The 17149-nt window shown below is 51.6% G+C and carries 13 protein-coding genes; 3 read left to right on the top strand and 10 right to left on the bottom strand.

Annotation, left to right across the window (positions count from 1 at the left end; all coding sequences use genetic code 11):
- Positions 1–17: 17 nt before the first annotated feature.
- From GO984_RS20640 to GO984_RS20630, 3 genes are read right to left on the bottom strand one after another with little or no spacing between them, the layout of a single operon-like run.
- Positions 18–1265: an ABC transporter substrate-binding protein gene (locus GO984_RS20640; protein ID WP_167740449.1), complete on the bottom strand. Its 1248-nt coding sequence runs from the start codon at positions 1263–1265 to the stop codon at positions 18–20.
- Positions 1266–1279: 14 nt separating this feature from the next.
- Positions 1280–2242: a branched-chain amino acid ABC transporter permease gene (locus tag GO984_RS20635; RefSeq protein ID WP_157024456.1), complete on the bottom strand. Its 963-nt coding sequence runs from the start codon at positions 2240–2242 to the stop codon at positions 1280–1282.
- Complete coding sequence (locus GO984_RS20630; RefSeq protein ID WP_157024455.1) at positions 2239–3105, bottom strand: branched-chain amino acid ABC transporter permease; 867 nt, start codon at positions 3103–3105, stop codon at positions 2239–2241. Before GO984_RS20630 ends, GO984_RS20635 begins: the two co-directional genes overlap by 4 nt.
- Positions 3106–3117: 12 nt before the next feature.
- On the opposite strand from GO984_RS20630, the gene GO984_RS20625 reads away from it, so the two are divergent.
- From GO984_RS20625 to GO984_RS20615, 3 genes are all read left to right on the top strand, one after another.
- The gene (locus GO984_RS20625) at positions 3118–3291 is read left to right on the top strand and encodes a hypothetical protein (RefSeq protein WP_157024454.1); all 174 of its coding nucleotides are present in this window, start codon (positions 3118–3120) and stop codon (positions 3289–3291) included.
- Positions 3292–3401: 110 nt separating this feature from the next.
- Positions 3402–3935: a phosphoenolpyruvate hydrolase family protein gene (locus GO984_RS20620; protein ID WP_167740448.1), complete on the top strand. Its 534-nt coding sequence runs from the start codon at positions 3402–3404 to the stop codon at positions 3933–3935.
- Positions 3932–5659: a phosphoenolpyruvate hydrolase family protein gene (locus GO984_RS20615; RefSeq protein WP_157024452.1), complete on the top strand. Its 1728-nt coding sequence runs from the start codon at positions 3932–3934 to the stop codon at positions 5657–5659. Before GO984_RS20620 ends, GO984_RS20615 begins: the two co-directional genes overlap by 4 nt.
- Before the next feature lie 531 nt (positions 5660–6190).
- Here GO984_RS20615 and GO984_RS20610 read toward each other — a convergent pair.
- The 7 genes from GO984_RS20610 to GO984_RS20580 all read right to left on the bottom strand — a co-directional run bounded on the left by GO984_RS20610 (position 6191) and on the right by GO984_RS20580 (position 16286).
- Positions 6191–6874: an HAD-IA family hydrolase gene (locus GO984_RS20610; RefSeq protein WP_167740447.1), complete on the bottom strand. Its 684-nt coding sequence runs from the start codon at positions 6872–6874 to the stop codon at positions 6191–6193.
- Positions 6875–6960: 86 nt separating this feature from the next.
- Positions 6961–8157: an ABC transporter substrate-binding protein gene (locus tag GO984_RS20605; RefSeq protein WP_157024450.1), complete on the bottom strand. Its 1197-nt coding sequence runs from the start codon at positions 8155–8157 to the stop codon at positions 6961–6963.
- A 36-nt stretch (positions 8158–8193) separates the two neighbouring features.
- Positions 8194–9306 carry an ABC transporter ATP-binding protein gene (locus tag GO984_RS20600; protein WP_157024449.1) on the bottom strand — a complete coding sequence of 371 codons (1113 nt, stop codon included), beginning with the start codon at positions 9304–9306 and terminating at the stop codon, positions 8194–8196.
- A 16-nt stretch (positions 9307–9322) separates the two neighbouring features.
- Positions 9323–11146, bottom strand: a complete 1824-nt coding sequence (locus GO984_RS20595; protein ID WP_157024448.1) for an ABC transporter permease — start codon at positions 11144–11146, stop codon at positions 9323–9325.
- A gap of 2 nt (positions 11147–11148) precedes the next feature.
- Positions 11149–12024, bottom strand: coding sequence for a MurR/RpiR family transcriptional regulator (locus GO984_RS20590; protein WP_157024447.1), 876 nt, complete (start codon positions 12022–12024; stop codon positions 11149–11151).
- Positions 12025–12787: 763 nt separating this feature from the next.
- The gene (locus GO984_RS20585; RefSeq protein WP_342448119.1) at positions 12788–15025 is read right to left on the bottom strand and encodes an ATP-binding protein; all 2238 of its coding nucleotides are present in this window, start codon (positions 15023–15025) and stop codon (positions 12788–12790) included.
- A gap of 1012 nt (positions 15026–16037) precedes the next feature.
- Positions 16038–16286: a DUF2971 domain-containing protein gene (locus GO984_RS20580; protein WP_157024445.1), complete on the bottom strand. Its 249-nt coding sequence runs from the start codon at positions 16284–16286 to the stop codon at positions 16038–16040.
- Positions 16287–17149 lie beyond the last annotated feature (863 nt).

Below are 17149 nucleotides of genomic sequence, written 5' to 3'. Positions count from 1 at the left end.
TGCTTTATGGTCGTAGCTTACGGGCACGAAGGATTGTCCCGGCTTACTGGCCCTTGCGCCAAAAAGGCGGAAGGATCCTGGCCAAGTGACTGATCAACATCACTGATGATTTTGACCACTCGATTGCCAAGGGTGCCATCTTCGCGCTCAAACACTTCGGTCACGAAATTATCAACGATGCCGTTGCGGTTTTCATCCAAGCGCATTGTTCCACCTGTTGGCGTTACAAACTGCAAGTCGGACAGTGCGGCGCGAAATGCTGCCTGGTCGCCGGACAAGTCACCTTTGACTTCTTCCAAGGCTAGAACTGCCGCATGTGCGCTCATGTAGTAGTGGTGCGCAAAGATCGACGGCGCTGTAAAGCCATCGGGGAAGTGTTCGGTATAGCTGGCAGTGAACGCTTTCCATTCTGTGCCGTCCAGATCACTGACCGTTGGGGTGCCCGCAGGCGCGCCGATCAGCTGCTTCTTAAAGGGGCCTTCACTATCTAGGATAGATTGGTCGATTGTGATCGAGCCGCCGATGATGGGTTTGTCACCCCCAGCCTGATTATACTGGGTTAGAAAGTTCACGGCGTCTGCACCGCCAAGTGCAACAAAAATCGCATCAACATCTGATGGGATAGAATAGACGACAGATGAATAGTCCTTGGTTCCAATCGGCGTCCAGAATTTATCCGGAACTGAACCGCCAGCTGCACAGAATTCGGTCATAAACCCAAGAACCTGCGTGTAGGGGAAGGAATAATCCTCAGCCACAACCGCAACTTTCTGGTATCCTAGATCGTCGTGGGCGTAGTTGCCGACACCGGCCATCCACTGGGCACCATCGCCACCAAAGCGGAAGAAGTTATCGGATGAGTCGCGCAACGTTGTGTCCTGTGCTGCGGATGATCCATTCAGGAAGGTCACCGCAGGGTAGGATTTTGAGAGATCGCGCAAGGCCAGCCCCTCAGAGCCAGACAAAGGTCCAACAATGATGTCGACGCCATCTTGTTCGATCAATTTGCGCGCCGCGTTTACCGCACTGTCCGGGCTGGCGTCGGATGACATTGTGATCACTTCGATCTTGTTGCCAGCCACTTCGCCTCCTGCCTCAGCAACGGCAAGCTCTGCTCCGCGAATACCGTCTTGACCAAGCGCTGCAAATGCACCCTCTAGGATCGAGATGACGCCGATCTTGATGTCTTCAGCTGACGCAGGTGCGGTGAACACCCCGAGCGCCAATATCGAGGTCATCGTAATAGCTCTTAGATTGGTAAACATTGTTTCCTCCCTGTTTACGTTTTGATTTTGGCTGGTCGTTTTGCGGAACGGGACAACCATGATTTCGCCAACCCATGCAGGCCATCAGGAGCCCCCATAATGATGGCAAGTAATACGAGACCGATGAGTGTGTTGAACCTCTCGCGGTCAATGAAATCGACGGCGAAGGTGTCGAGTAAAACAAAGGCAATCGCGCCGATGAATGCTCCGATCGGATGCTTCAATCCGCCAATAACCGCGATGACTAGAATATCCACAATGGGACCAAGCCCGACCGAAAAGGATGAAATCCGTTCCTGAAGCCAAATGTTCAGAATGCCACCTGATCCAGCGATGAATCCGGCAAACGCATAGGCTGCCACAATGACCGGTGTGGTCGGGATACCAATCGCCAGCACCCGCTTTGGCTCATCTCGGACGGCTTGAATGGTCAGACCCAGCGGAGATTTGATGAAGCCGTTGACAAGGACCAGAGACAAGGCCGCCACGCCAAGACACAGCAGATAAAACGGTACGGGTGCCCGTAGATTTATGCCTGCAATATCTGGTGCCCGTAGCCCCGAGAAGCCGGTCCAGCCATTGAAGACCGAATAGTTTTGGCGGGTGAAGTAGAAGAACGCCACAGCAATCGCCAGCGTGATCATGATCGCATAGATGCCCTGACTGCGCCGCGCGATCAGCCCGATCAATGCCCCGGAGAGGGTGGCCATGATCATCGCAAGCGGTAGGATCACGTAGAACGGCAACTCATAGCCGACATCTACAGTATTTGGTCCGAAATAGGCGACGGTATAGCCCGCCACCCCTGCCATAGTTGTTTGGGCAAAAGAGACCACACCAAGATAGGCCGCCAAAAACGTCAGACTCAGCGCAATGACACCCAGGCTCAAAGCTCGACCCAATATCTGGACCAACCAGAAATCATTGGCAAAAAGCGGTGCCATCGCAAGCGGAAGAAGATAAAACGCGGTCCTCATGCTTCTGACCTTCCAAGCAGACCCTGTGGTCTGACCGCGAGAACCAGCACCATGATAGCAAAGGTAAAGACCACACCATAGGTTGGAGCATATGCGAGCCCATATTGCTCTGCCAGCCCGATCAGAAGCGCGCCAAGTGCCGCGCCGCCAACGCTGCCCATGCCACCAACGATGACAACGACCAGCGAGGACAGAAGGAACTGAAGATCGGTGCCCGGCGATATGGATAGCGCGCTTGCGGCCACAACACCCGCCATACCGGCAAGCAAACCACCCAGTGCAAAAACAACAACAAATATTTTTGCCACATCGAAACCAAGCGCGCGCAGCATTTCACGGTCATCGACCCCTGCGCGGATGATTGCGCCCAGTCGAGTTTTGGCAATGACAAGCCACAGGGCAATACCAACAACGATAGCAAAGGCGATGAGAACCAAGCGGATAGTGGCATATCCTACCCCAAGAAGTGGCAACCGGAACCCACCAGCCAAGGCGTCGGGCATGGCCACTTGATAGGTGATGCCACCCCAGAACCACAACATCAGGTCAGCCATGATAATTGACAGTGCAATCGATGCCAGCGTCTGACGCAGCTCATCTCCCTGAAATCTGCCAAGGATACCAAACTGGATAATTGCGCCCACAAGCGCCGCAGCCAGACCGCCGCCCAGTATAGCTAACGGCCAGATACCGGTGGTCTTTGCCACCTCAAAGCCCACGTATCCACCCAGCAACAGAAGGGCTCCGTGCGCCATGTTTACGGTGCGCATCAGGCCAAAAATTAGAGTGAACCCGCTGGCTGCCAGGAAATACAGTGCCGCGAGTGTCAGTCCATTTAGCGTAACGATCAGAAAGAACGTCATGAAATCTCCCTAGTGTTTGATACATTTTCAGCAATACATGCCGGTGCCTCAACGCAAATTGACTTAAGTTCCAAAATTTTAATCGAGCAAAAACAGATGGTTGAAAATCGCACCGCCGCGAAAAATCGGCAAAACGGAAATACCCGCCTGTTTTTGCCGATTTTTGCTGATATAGAGACATCATGAAACGGTTACTTTTGACGGGCATCCCCCATTCACCTCCCTCACAAGGGACGCCTATCTATTGTCCCGCCCTGCAAGGGTTGACGGGGGGGCAGGCCGATTTGGCAATGGTGATGCCTCGTATAGACAATAACCGGGCCCTCTTTGCGACGGATCGCACCGCAGATGGTACCTATGCTGGCGTGCTGACGTGTGATCCATTTGGCACCGCTGACAGCTTTTTGCGCCGACTTGACGACCACGGGTATTCAGGCGTAGCCAATTGGCCCTCTGCGATACTGTTTCAGGGTCAGGTCAAACAACTGATGGCATCAATGCCCGCCACATCAGATTTGGAGTACGCCTGGCTTGCTGGTGCGAAGCGATATGGCTTTCAAACCTTGGCGTTCTTCCGATCTTTAGAACAGGGACGCGCAGCGTTGAATGCAGGTCTACGACACCTGGTGCTACATCCTGGGCTGATTACGCAGACTGACGACGGGCCACCAGATCTGTTGATCGCCTCCCTGCGCGGTTTAATCGAAAAGCTGCATCGCCAGGCCGAGGGTGTGGAGATTTTATTCTATGAGCATGCTGCGCTGAACAACAACATTCGAGCGGTGGATGTGGGGGCAGATGGTTCGGTAGCCTATCTGGCTCAGACATGAGCGAGCAAAAAAAACCCTTTATCTTTGGTGCAGCTGTCGGGTCGGGTCTAACCGCACTTGCAGTGGATCGGGCCGGTGCAGATTTCTTGCTAGTCCTCAATGCGGGCAGACTGCGAATGCGAGGGGCCTCATCTTTGGCAGCCTATTTGCCATTGCGTCCGGCAAATGAATGGGTCTTTGAGATCGCCGAGGAAGAGATTTTGCATCGCTGTTCTTCCCCAGTTCTGGCGGGTTTGAACGTCCGGGATCCGGCTATCGATCCGGCTGAAATCGTGGAAAAGGCAAAGGACATAGGTTTCGCTGGCGTGTGCAATTTTCCCTCTTCCGCAATGCTCGAGGGGCAACTGCGCCAGTTGATGGAAGCCGAAGGGATCGGGTTTGGCAAGGAATGTGACCTAATCCGTGCCGCGGCTGCACAGGATTTGAAAACGCTGGCCTATGTTTGCACGAACCGTGAGGCGCGGATGATGCATGATGCCGGCGCCGAACGTATTTGTGTGGTTGTTGGCTTCACTGGCGGTGGCACTGGAGTATCAACAAACCTGACACTGGAAGCCGCAGCAGATTTGGCAAACCGGGTTCTCGAAGGTATCCCTGATACCGTCGAAACCTTGATTGAGGGCGGCCCAATAACATCCCCCGAAGACGCGCTGACGGTTACAAGACTCAGCAGAGTTAACGGTTACATCGCAGGCTCCACTATCGACCGCTTACCGATAGAACACGCAATCAAGGAAGTTGCTCGCTCCTACACGATAATTTCCAAAATGGGGCGGGGGGCCAAAAGCAATTCGACCCGGTCTGCAGTTTTTGTTGGCGGTTCCCACATCATGCAAGACCTGCGCAAAGTCGTTGCCGATGTGGCCCCAAGCGATTTGCCCATCTTGATCACTGGCGAAACGGGCACAGGCAAAAGCATACTGGCCGCGGACATTCACGTTCAAAACAGTACATCAAAACGGGATCCGGTGGTTGTAGATTGTACGGGCTTGTCGACCGACATCGGGTCTATTCAGTTGCTAGGGCAGGTCGCCGGGTTGAACCGTCGCGATGTCCCGTTGGCCCGTGGCGCGTTGGAGTCCGCACATGGCAATAGTCTCATCCTCGAGGAGGTCTCTGCGCTGAACTCTGACTTGCAAGGATTGATGTTACGGTTTGCCGAAACAGGCTATGTCCAGCGAATTGGAGCACTGGACGGGCGGACGGTGAATGCCCGCTTGATTACCACTAGCAATCAGGATCTGGAAACGCTGGTCCAGGCCAAGATATTTCGCCGTGATCTGTACCATCGCATCAATACAATTGAGATTGTTGTACCACCACTGCGTGATAGACGGGACGACATAGCCGAGTTGGCCAGTTACTTTGCCCGCACCTTCACCCAAGGCACGGATGTATTGTTCACCAATGCGGCGCTCAGGATCCTCATTGAACATGAGTGGCCAGGAAACGTCCGAGAGCTGTTGAATGTGATCCGAAGAGTCGTGACCCTGAATGCAACCGGACGAGTTACAGCGCAAGATGTAAGTTTCCTAAAATCAGCTCAAGTGTCCGAGCCCCCAAAACAGATTTATTCTGGGGGGGCCGCCGAGCCCATTAGTGAGCGAGACTGGATAGCTGACGCGTTGAGGCAGCACAATTACCGCAAGGGAGAAACTGCCCGACATCTGGGGATGGCGCCCCGAACACTGTATAATAAAATAAAGAAATTTCAGCTGGAATAGCCTTAGCAAAGTCGGTTGGAGGAGCGGCAATGCGTTCCCGCCCTTGGTGTTAAGTGCAGCATTCGACACTAAGGGCGGAGAACGGCCGTTCGCCGTGATTTGCTCGAACGACCGCTGTGCGGAAAGGAAGACATTGCCGCAGCGCGGTGGGCCACTTAGCCATGACAGCAGCCCCAGTTACCAGGGGGAAATCGGTTAAGAGGTGTTGCAAATGGGCTTGAAGAAACGATTGTCCAATAGGGGCACAAACTGCCAAAATCAGCCAGTCCCCGCGACTTGTATCAAGATCCCTCAAGCGCGTTAGGCGACTATCGCAGAACAAGCGTCTAGCAGACCCTAGATCAGTAAGAGATGCACATAAGCGGAGACCAACGGCACTAGGAAATCAGTTTTCCCAGACCGTTGGTTGAATAGGCAGATTTCATCCGTCGGCATCCTACTTTGGAAACGGCAGTGTTTGGGAAGCTGTCAGTCGTGGAAACTTAAACAATTTCTCGTTGGTGCTTTGTCTGAATGATCTAGGAGCGACTATTATGCCAAAGACATTTTTTTAGTTCCATCTATCTTGCTCGGGATATCGAGAAGCTCACTGAACTTGTCGATCGCGTAGTCAGAGGAGACGCAATCTGAATCGGCGTTGAAGCGCACTGTTGTTAGTCCAAGCCTTTTCGCCCCGTCGATTTCCACCTGAGCATGACCGACAAAAATGGCGTTTTCTGGTTTTACGCCGATTGGTTTAAGAGCCGCCAAATAAATACCGGGTTCCGGTTTGATCACACCCAACTCGCAGGAATCTGCATAGGAATCCCAGATCCCATCAATTCCAATGGTTTTGAACCATTCGTTCTTTTCTGCAGGTGGGTTGAAGGTATTTGTCACGATCCCCAGTTTTATGCCACGCTGCTTCAAAGTGTGTAGGGTTTCGGCAACCTCCGGGAAGAACGTCACATCGCGTTGCTGCGAAAGGAGCAGCTCGATGCCGTCCTGAACATCCTGCGGATCGGTGACGCCATAGTGCCCCATCAGCCAAGTCATGAAATCACGAACACCGATCGCACCAGCATGGGCCTTTAACCGCATTTGTCGCTCAACCGGATCCTTGGCCATGGGCTCACTATAGCCTCGATCCGTTAGAAACTTTGCGACAGCCGCCTTTCGGCGTGGCTTACTATACAGGATATCGCCTGCGTCAAATAGAATTGTGGAGATACTCACAAAAAGTCCTTTCCGGTCACCCAGAGATTTAGAAGAAGAATTGGAAACGCTCCGGCAAAGCTTCTCTTAGCCGGAGCGTAACAGGTTTAACCAAGCGCCAGGTACAGCGCGAGGAAGCCGTATTTGGTGAAGTAAATTTCTTCAGGGTTGATTGGCCACAAATTGAGATCGTCGAATTTGGGCAGGTTAAAGTCTTCGACCTGAGTTGCTTCGATACTGCTGCGCGCGGCATAGTCTCCGGGTTCGTTCCAAGGTTTGAACCCGTCTTCTTCCATCATGTATCTAATGAGCAGTTTGGCCGCGTTGGGATGAGGGGCCTCGTTGGCCATAACCAACGCGGTTGGGTAGCTGACACCAAACACTGGATCAAGGTCGTAAATCGGCGCGGCAGCATAAATCCCCTCTTTATTTTTGCGCATCTTTGAGAAAGTTGTAATGCCCAACGGTGGGTTATCCTGCTGCACGTCACCTACGTTTTTAAAGATTTTTGTTGTTGACCCCTGAAACACAGGCTCGTTGCCCAAGAAGCGGAATAGCCACTCCATCCCGGCATCCGGCTCAGTGATTGTGGCGTTGTCTTCAACCGCTTCCAGAACGCCTTCTGAATAGGTGATAGGTTCACCAAATTCTCGTTCATAGGCCGCCGCCATTTCTTCTGCATTGTGAAGCACGGTTTGAATGAAGTTGGCGGATAGGCTGTCTTCCAGAGGGCTGGGCAACAAGGTGCGGCCCTTCCATTCGTCACGGGTCAAGTCCCAAAGAGAGTCAATTGGGGCGCCATCGGGGTTGAGAGCCGTGTTATAATAGACCACCCTGCTGCTGTGGCGTTGGATCAAGAACGGCTCTGTTTCACCGGTGTCCAGATCATCGGTCATTCCGTCGGGAATGAAGTTCCACACCAGCTCATCTGGTAGGGCTTCGTTAAGCAAAAGTGCTGCTTCGGCGTTGAATAAGACGTCCACCGCGTGAACCCCAGCATTGTTTTCACGGCGGAGCTTTTCGATTTGAAGGTCGGACGGCATGTCATGGCCGATAATATCGATACCATATTTTTCTTTGAAACCATCAACCAGCTTGGCGATCCGTGAGGACACGGAGTAAATGACAACCTGGCCCTCTTCACGGGCTGCAGCTTCGATGGCAGCCCAGTCTTGTGTTTCATTTGCGTAGGCGCCGACACCCGCAGATTTTTGCCAGGCATCATCAGCGGCGGCGACGTTGCCCAACATCAGGCCGAGGGCTGCCGTCGTGGCCAACAACCGTAGATTTCTCTTGGTCTTCATTTCACTTTCCTCCCTTTAATTTTACAGAATTCCGTTTCAACCTGCCTTGGCCACCCCCATGTCTGGCGGTGTGACAAGAGCACCAGTTTTCGCGTTGTAAATGTTGAGAGACTGCCGCTTGAACGAAAGCTTGACCGTCTGCCCAGTGGCAAATTCAGTGTCGTGTCCAACCCGGGCGATCATTACCGTTTGACCTTTGGTCAATTGGATGATGGTTTCCGGCCCATTGGGGAGGACCGCTGAAATCTGGTAGTCTTCCCCCGGCGCACCGCTGTCAGTAGACAGCGTGATGTCTTCGGGGCGGGCACCAATGATCACCTTTTGCACCCCGGGTGCCCATCCAGTTTCCACCCGGATGTCACCGTTTGAGAAGCTGGTAGCGCGTCCATCTTCGGCGTTCAGCTCGACCAAGTTGATCCGAGGCATGCCGATAAAGTCAGCAACAAATGTGTTCTCCGGCTGGCGATACAGCTGATCGGGGGGCGAAATTTGCTGGATTTCACCATCCTTCATCACCACCACGCGGGTCGACATGGTCATGGCTTCGGTTTGATCATGGGTGACATAAACTGTGGTTGCTCCGGTGTCAGATTGGAACCGCTTCAGTTCAACTCGCATGTCCATGCGCAGCCGTGCGTCAAGGTTGGATAAGGGTTCATCCATCAAAAACACAGGCGGTTGTGTAGCCAGTAATCGGGCAAGGGCCACGCGTTGCTGTTGCCCTCCGGACAATTCCGAAGGGTAGCGCCCATCCAAGTGTGCCAGCCCAACATCGTCCAGTACCTGGTCAAGCCGTTCGTCGGCCACACCTTTTGGGGTCTTAAGCACATCAAGGCCAAACTTCACATTGTCCCGCACGCTCATGTGTGGCCATAGCGCATAGCTTTGAAACACCATGCCAAGGTTGCGTTTTCCGGGTGGCACCATAGTGTTGTTTTTGGAGGAAAACACTACGTGATCCCCTATAATGATCTCGCCTTCGTCCGGGGTTTCCAAACCGGCAAGACAGCGCAAGAGGGTGGTTTTTCCGCAACCCGAAGGCCCAAGAAGTACCAAAAACTCTCCAGATTCGATTTCAAGTGACACATTGTTCAGAGCAGTTGCTGACCCATAACGTTTGGTCAGATTGCGAACGGTTATCTTAGCCATAGTCTTCTGCTCCTCCTTAGGATTGCTTGTCGCGCAGGCGCGCCATCTTGCCCTTGCCGATCCACATCAAGATCAGCTCGCCGATGATTGTCAGCACGGCCACGATCAAGACCAGCGCGTTTGAAAGTTGGGACAGACCTTCTTCGGCATAGCCAAAGCCAACGGTCATCAGCACCCGTGTTGATGGTGTGATCAGTAGGATGATCAGCGACAATTCCCGCATCACTCCGACAAAGCTGACCATCATGCCTGACAAGACCCCCGAACTGGCCAGCGGCATGATGATGCGGCGAAACCGCATACCCCAACCCGCACCTGCCAGTTCGGCTGCCTCTTCCAGCTCTTTGCCGATCTGGGTGACCGCAGTTACGCCGGTCTTCACCGAATAGGGCAGACGAGACACAACCGAGATCAGTACCAGCAGGGTAAATGTGCCATAGAGCGCTGGGATCGGGCCAACCGGCTCGGCAAACAGAGTCAGATACATGGCGCCAAAGGCGATTGTCGGGAACAGGAACGGAATGAACGAAATCTGGTCCAGAGCCCGGGCCAGCGGATTGTCAGCGCGGCGTACTGAAATATAGGCAATCACCAAGCCAACTACCGAGGCAATCACAGCAGAGATGAAAGCCAGTTTCAGCGTGTTCCATGTGGCCCCCAAAATGATGTCGTTGTGCAATACGCCAGGTTCACCAAACGCAATTTCGGGATTTGAGGTGCCGAACCAGAAATGGCTGGTCAGGTTTTCAAGCCCATAGAACCCGTCGATCAGCATCACTGACTGCACGCCAAGCAGGATCAAAGGCAGAATACCGACGGTGAAGCTGAACATTGCTACTGCGGTGAAAACCGGCCATCTCCAAGCTCCCAGTGCGATTGTGCGGCTACGAAATCCTTTGCCACTGATGGTTTCAAATCGGCGCGACTTTTTGCCGACAAAGCGATTGGAAAACCAGATTGCCACCAATGACATGGCAATCAGCACGATGGCCAACACAAACGCCATGGAATCCAGCCCTAACGCCAAGTTGGCATACACCATCGTGGCGACGGTATGATATTGGGTTGGCGCACCCAACAGGAACGGAAGCGCAAATTGGCCAATGGTCTTGCCAAAGGTCAGGATAAAGGCAGCTGCAAAGGCGGGCGCTACCACTGGGAAAGTGATCCGACGCAGGATCATCAACCGACCTGCCCCAGAAATCAGCGCGCCTTCTTCCATTTGAGAGTCAATTGTGGCCAACGCGCCGGCCACCAAGAGGTAGGCAAACGGGAAATAGTGGATCGCGAGTGTAATAGAAATCGGCACCGCGCCATAAGATAACCACTCAGGTGGTGCAGTCCCCAAAAGCGCTTCGAACAATCCAGGCTGTCCTCCCACCTTTGGGCTGCGGAATACAGTTTCCCAAGCTAGAGCAATGGCGAAGCTCGGCAGGATATAAGGCAATGTCAGGATTGGTTGCAGCCAACGTTTGCCCGGCATGTCTGATCGCACGACGCACCAAGCCAACACACCGCCAGCAAGGAGAGCGAGAATAGTTGACACGATGCCGGTAATCATCGTGTTGATCAGCGGCCCATACAGAACCTTGGTCGAAAGTGGCCCGGTGGTGGCCTGCAGCCAGTGAAACCAGGTAAACTCGCCTGGCACTGCATCGCGCGATAGGCGGCGATCTCCTTGGCTCCAAGTCAGTGTTTCAATTGTAAGTTGGATAAATGGCCACAACACAAGGTAGGCCAATACCGCCAGCAGCAGCAGCATCAGGATATTGACGGGATCCGTTGCACTCCTGTGCAGGCGGGATCGCAATCCGTGGGCTGGAACGGAAATGTCGCTCATTCTCAGTCCTTATCATTCAGTAAGTTGGTGCGCAGAATTTCGAGGGCTTCAAGCCCATCTACTGCGCGTTCTGGGTTCTTGTGAGCCAATGTCATTGCAAGAGCTTCACACAGAACCATCGGGCCAGTGCGAAGCTGCATAACACCCTCGTCCGGCCGATTGACCATCAATGTGATGTCAGGGCGCGGTCGTGCTGTCAGCCCGGTTGAATCGCAAATGAGAATGGAATGCGCACCAATTCGTGCGGTGTGTGCGATCAGCCCTGCATATCCAGCAGGTAGCGATTCCGGCGCCTGGAAGGCAAAAAAGATAACGGCGTCGCCCTTGCGCAGCCCCATGAATTTTTCTGCCAAATCACGTCGCTGCATATTTAAGGCAACGTTGGTAGTATACCCGTTGCGGCGTAGGCGACGATCAAGGTGTACTGTCAAAGGCGCAGCCCCACCGCGGCCGACAATATGGATCGTGTTGGCGTTGGCAAGGCGTTCAGCGGCGGCGTTGATTTGCGTTTGCGAGATCGATTTTTGCAATGCGTGCAGTGCTTCAATTTCGCTTTCGATCAAGGCAGATAGGTTTGAACCTTGCTCAATGGACACCATTCGTTGCTGGCTGCGTTGGCTCAATGCCACACCCGGCTTGACCTCGGTTCGCAGCCGGTCGCGCAATTCGGGGTAACCTTGAAAACCTAACTTGTGTGCAAGCCGGACTACAGTGGACGCATGCACCTGCGCCTCTTCTGCCAGCTGTGTGGCTGAAAGGAATACGGATTGCTCTGGATCATTCAGAATAACCGACAAGATTGATCGATCTGATCCAGTCAACTTCCCGTCAAAGGCCTTAACGACCTCACTCAACGGAGAGGTATCTACGTCTTTCATTATGCCCTCCAGCAGCTCCTTTGCAATTTATGTGGCATAAAAATGATTCGTGCAATGAATATTGCAGAAATTAATGCATGTACTTCCAGAAGTTAACCGGAACGGTAACTGCGAGTACCTTTGCAGCCTTGGCCAGAACCCATCATGGGCTTACACGAGCATCGCAGGAGGAGGGGCCATTCGCCGCGATTGGTCTCTAGGTCGGCTTTGGGGCGGTCGCACCTGTTGCCCTGGCGTACCACACTGACTTTGCAAAGGTCGCTAACTGCGCAGAGCTGCCGTTGGTGGTGATCGCGTCTAATGGCCGCTCCCAGCCCTTCTACGACATCCGTGCTGGGTACAGCATGACCCGTTAGATTGAGCACAAAGGGCGCATAGCCGACATTAGCAGCGCTTGACGCGAATGTCGGCTCTGCGCGGCCCACGCACCTGACAAATTTCAATTGTTGCACCAAGATTGACTTGATTCTGCACCGCAGAAAAACCGTTCCAAGTTCAAATCTGTGAGCTTTTGCAACCTGAAAAACGACTGGTTTCAGAGCCTGATTTTATCCGTCCTCCCCCCCCAAAAAAAAATCAAAAAGGTTGACTAACTAGGTGCCCCGAACGGGTGTGAGGGGCTCCGTTATTGGCTGCTGGACATCACAACTAAAAGTATAGCGCTATGGAGCTCTTGAACTACGAAGGAGAGCAGGCGTCGGTACGATGGATTGGTTTCTTAAATCTATACTATCTTGAAAACTGTTCTCAAATGCGAGTGCTCTTAGCCAATTAGGACTGAACGAATAGTCTGTGACAACAATACTCGTTCCATCGGTTTTTGGAGGAATGCGTAGCCTTCTTTCACCAATGCAATTTCAGTCAACGGGCCTTCAGGATACCCAGACATAAGAACAATCTTGATTCCTGAGTGTAAGATACTTACCTGTCTCGCAAAATCCAATCCACTTTGCCCCCCTGGCAGGATCACGTCAGTCAGAATAAGGTCAGGATGGGGCTTTTGGGTTACTGCCTGCATTGCGGCTTCTGCATTGCTTGATAGTGAAACGCGATAGTTCATAGCTTCCAAAGTTTCAAAAATCACTTTTTGCACATCTGGATTATCTTCCAGAACATGTATGTGTTCACCTTTACCTTGAATGACATCACTGGGTCGGGAAACTGCTTTTGTCTCTTGTACGCTATTAGAGCGTGGAAGGGTGATGGAAATTGTTGTCCCTTCACCAGGTGCTGTTTGAATCGTTGCGTCACCGCCAGACTGTCGTGAAAACCCGAATACCATTGACAATCCAAGGCCACTGCCTTGGCCGACTTCTTTAGTTGTGAAGAATGGCTCAAACGCTCTCGCTAAAGTATTTTCAGACATACCTAGGCCAGTGTCGCGGATAATTATTTCCACGTATTGCCCTGGTTGAAGGGAAGACTCGATGTTCGAACGTCCACCGCCACCCGGAATTTCTCTGTTCTTGCATTCGATGACCAGTTTTCCGCCCTGTGGCATTGCATCCCGCGCATTAAGTGCCACGTTCAAAATAGCACTTTCAACTTGGGTGGGGTCTGCATGAATGGCCCATAAATTGTCTTCCAATTGAGTGGTCACGGAAACTTCCTCGCCAAGTACACGTAGCAAGGTTTTACTGATCGTAGAGACCAGGTCGAATAGATCTACTGACCTAGGAAGCAATGTCTGCTTTCTGGAAAAAGCAAGTAAATGACGCGTAAGTTCTGCACCTCTTTGGGCTGCTTTAATGATTTGACCGGCCAATTCATGGTCAGGATCGTCAACAATCTCTAGCAATTCTGCGTTGCCCTGCACGACTGTCAGAAGATTATTGAAGTCATGCGCAATGCCTCCTGTAAGCTGCCCTATGGCTTCTAGCCGCTGAGCGGAAAACAATGACGCCTCAAGCCGTTTTCGGTCGGAAATATCTGTTAAAAGTCCAACAGATCTCTTTGGGACTCCAGCATGGTCAACTACACATTTACCCAGGGCGTGAAACCAGCGGAATTCACCAGTTCCCATTAGAAATCTATGTTCATGATGGAACGGAACATCCGGCTCATTTAGATGCCTATCAAGTTCCGCCCGATAGGAAACTACATCCTCTGGGTGTACAAGATCGGCTATACCTGAGGAAGCAAGAGCGACACGAAAATCACTTGGATCATACTTCAGGGCCTCAATAAAACTTGGTGAAACAAAGAGATGATCTTGTTCAATGTCCCAATCCCAAATTGCTGCGTTTTGCGTAGCCAAGGCATATCGTTCTTCACTCTCTGCCAACTTCCTTGTTCGTTCGATAACTTCCGCTTCAAGCCTTTCGTTCAGTTCTTGCATCTGACGTTGAATAATCGCCTGCTTGGTAATGTCCTCCTCACTTAAGACGGCAACAAAGATACCAGTGACCGGGTCACGTCCACGGCGTGCAAGAATTCTGTGAACCCTAAAGCCATTTTGCGTACGCATCTCCTGCTCTGTATCGAAACTCTGTCCGCCAGTAGCAGTCGACAAGAGTTGCTTGGCAACATCGGGATCCTTTAGGCGCCCAACCATGTCATTTCCAAGCAACCCGGATGTAGCTGTGCCATAGCAATTCAAAGCTGCCGGGTTTTGAGCCAGTAAACGACCGTCCGCGGAAAACGTGCTGACCATCAGAGCGGAGGCGCGTGCCGCTTCGAGAATGCGAAGAGATTCTTGGTCAGTGTTGTTGTCAAAATACTGTTTAACTTCGATCAATACAGCGTTCACGTTGGCTTCAATGTGAACCGGCAGAAAAGACAAACTGACGGTTTTCGGATCGCCGTTTGGGTACAACGTCCAAGTGTCTTGTATCCGTTCCGATCCACTGGAACTGTTCACGATTTGCTGCAACCTAATTCGTACTGTATCGCTGTCAGTGGAGAAGTCTCGATCCAGCAACTCTAGAAGGTTATGCGCTTCCCAAAAGTCAATGCCTGCTGGGTTTGCCCACCATATTTTGTGCCTATCCACATCAAACACCCATAGCGGTGTAGCCAGTTGCGCGAATTGGCTAAGGTCATCATGACTTGAAAACTGGATGATCGCTCCAATCTGAATGATGTTCGGTTCTTAGTTCATCAAATCTATATTTGATGCTAATCTTTGCTGAAGGGTAATCCAAGCCATTATTCAAAATTCCAGACTATCATTTTCGCTTGGCGATATTGGTTCTAGAGGCCAAGTCTCCACTATGTGAACAGCAGCTACTGTAGGTGTGCCACTCACACTCGATCAGATGAAATTCACCAGAGCCGAGAGGAGAGTGAGCTGCCTCCCTCGAAGCTGCAATCAGGTCAAATCATTTTCGATTTGGCTATTTAAGGCCAGTTTCAGTTCATCTCCTAGTTGGAGTGTTCAAAGTAAGTACCCAATTCCTTTCTTCTTGGTCAATGTTGCTTGGCGCCCTTGGGCTGGAAACGGTCATCATTTGCACAAATGGCAGCTCAAAGCCGTTCGTTACATGTCGACGTGTCCCGAGAGCAGACTTTGCAAAGCGTGCTAAATACGCGTTGCTGACATTGGAGCTGGTCGCTGCGAATGGCCGCGTAGCGTTGTAGCTTCCCTTAAAAATGCTTTCTAGTTCCAAGGCTCGAAAGTCGCAGGAATTACGAGTGCTTGAGGCATCGCCGATGGGCTCCAGCCTTACTATTATGGCGCTTCGGGGGGGATTGGAATTTGCAGAGTTTGGTGTCCCAATACTGGCAAAATGCAGTTTGAACCCCGTTTGAAGACGATTTGAAAGACACGTACCCAATCTGTTCAGATCACGGTCCATTGCCAGAAATACCCTTGTTTTTACAACGCAGTCCGGCATCCTCCGGGCTCTTCCGGTTACCGCAATAATAAGTGTCAACATCAACGACTGTTCTGTCATAGGGTCCTTGTGAGACGTCCTCTATCTAGTTCGCAAAGGGATGTCTGAAACGAACACTTTACTTTGGACATTCTGAACGCCCTTGCATTTCCAATGCTTGTTCGAAAGCTCGCATACTTACATGAGGATATTCTGTGGATCCAATGATGATACGATCCAAAAGGCTCTCGACATCGGCGTTGTGAAGGCCGTTTTCAGGTTGGTTTTGAGTGGTAGGGTGAAAATCGTTTGAGGAACTCCAGCCAATACCTCAATTCGTGACAGCATAACTGGGCTCTCACGTTCGGTTGGGCGATAATACAGCCGCCATTCCTGCTCTTCTGCAAAATCCGGGTGCTTTGTTCCAATGGCTGTATGGAAAAACATGTGCTGAATATAGGCGACAAGCGTCTTCTGACCAAGTGATTGAAGCTATGCCCAGTTACTCAGAATTGCTTCGGTAACTTGGACTAGGCGCGCTTCATAAGTCTCTTAGGACAAATACATAACTGGAACCGGAAAAACGACCGATAGACCGGGTACTGCAATTGTTGGGTCATTTCGAACGATCAATTCGGTGTCGCCGTATGCCCGCCACTTAGACTGTCATCTACCCTCTCAGGAGCTTGTTCACACTTGAAATAGTGCCAGCAAAAATATCGTCTACTGCGTTTCGAAAGCGTTCGTCAACGGCGCCAGAAAACGCTTTCGTTATGAGGTTCAGACCATATCTAATTTTCAGAAAAGTCGTTCAGCACGTAGCATTGCGGAACTAGAACTCTTCGTTGTTGATAACTTTCAGAGCAGTTTTCGCGCTAGTGTAGTGGGCAAATTACGATTGATGGATGCCACGTCCGAATATCTATCCATTAGGCCCGAAAGAAAAAATCGTTGAATTTTGAAGTTGCTTCGTCAAATTGCATGGGTTGTCTCTACCAGGTTCCGGTCAAATACGTCAGCATTACTCTTAACTGCAACCAAGATTACCGGAAGCGGGCACTTTTCAAATTTGGCAATCTGAATTTTTGTAAAAGGTCCATATCTTGTGCAAAAGCTCCTTTTTTCAACGCTTCAAGTGCGCGCGCTGCAGCAAAGGGGATGCTTGAATCAGGAAGAATGGATGACCAGTGTTCTCCGCTGTCTGCTTCAAAGGCAGAGATGCGCAGTTAGTTCAACTTCAATACTCTAAAATTGCAGTTTTAAAAACAATGACACGCATAGGTGGCGCCCGCTAGTTCTCCCTCATAGGC

The organism is Parasedimentitalea huanghaiensis (genome assembly GCF_009753675.1).
In the GTDB taxonomy this organism is placed as follows: Bacteria; Pseudomonadota; Alphaproteobacteria; order Rhodobacterales; family Rhodobacteraceae; genus Parasedimentitalea; species Parasedimentitalea huanghaiensis.
Note: the sequence above shows the minus strand (reverse complement) of the source record. Positions and strands in the feature narration are given on the sequence as shown.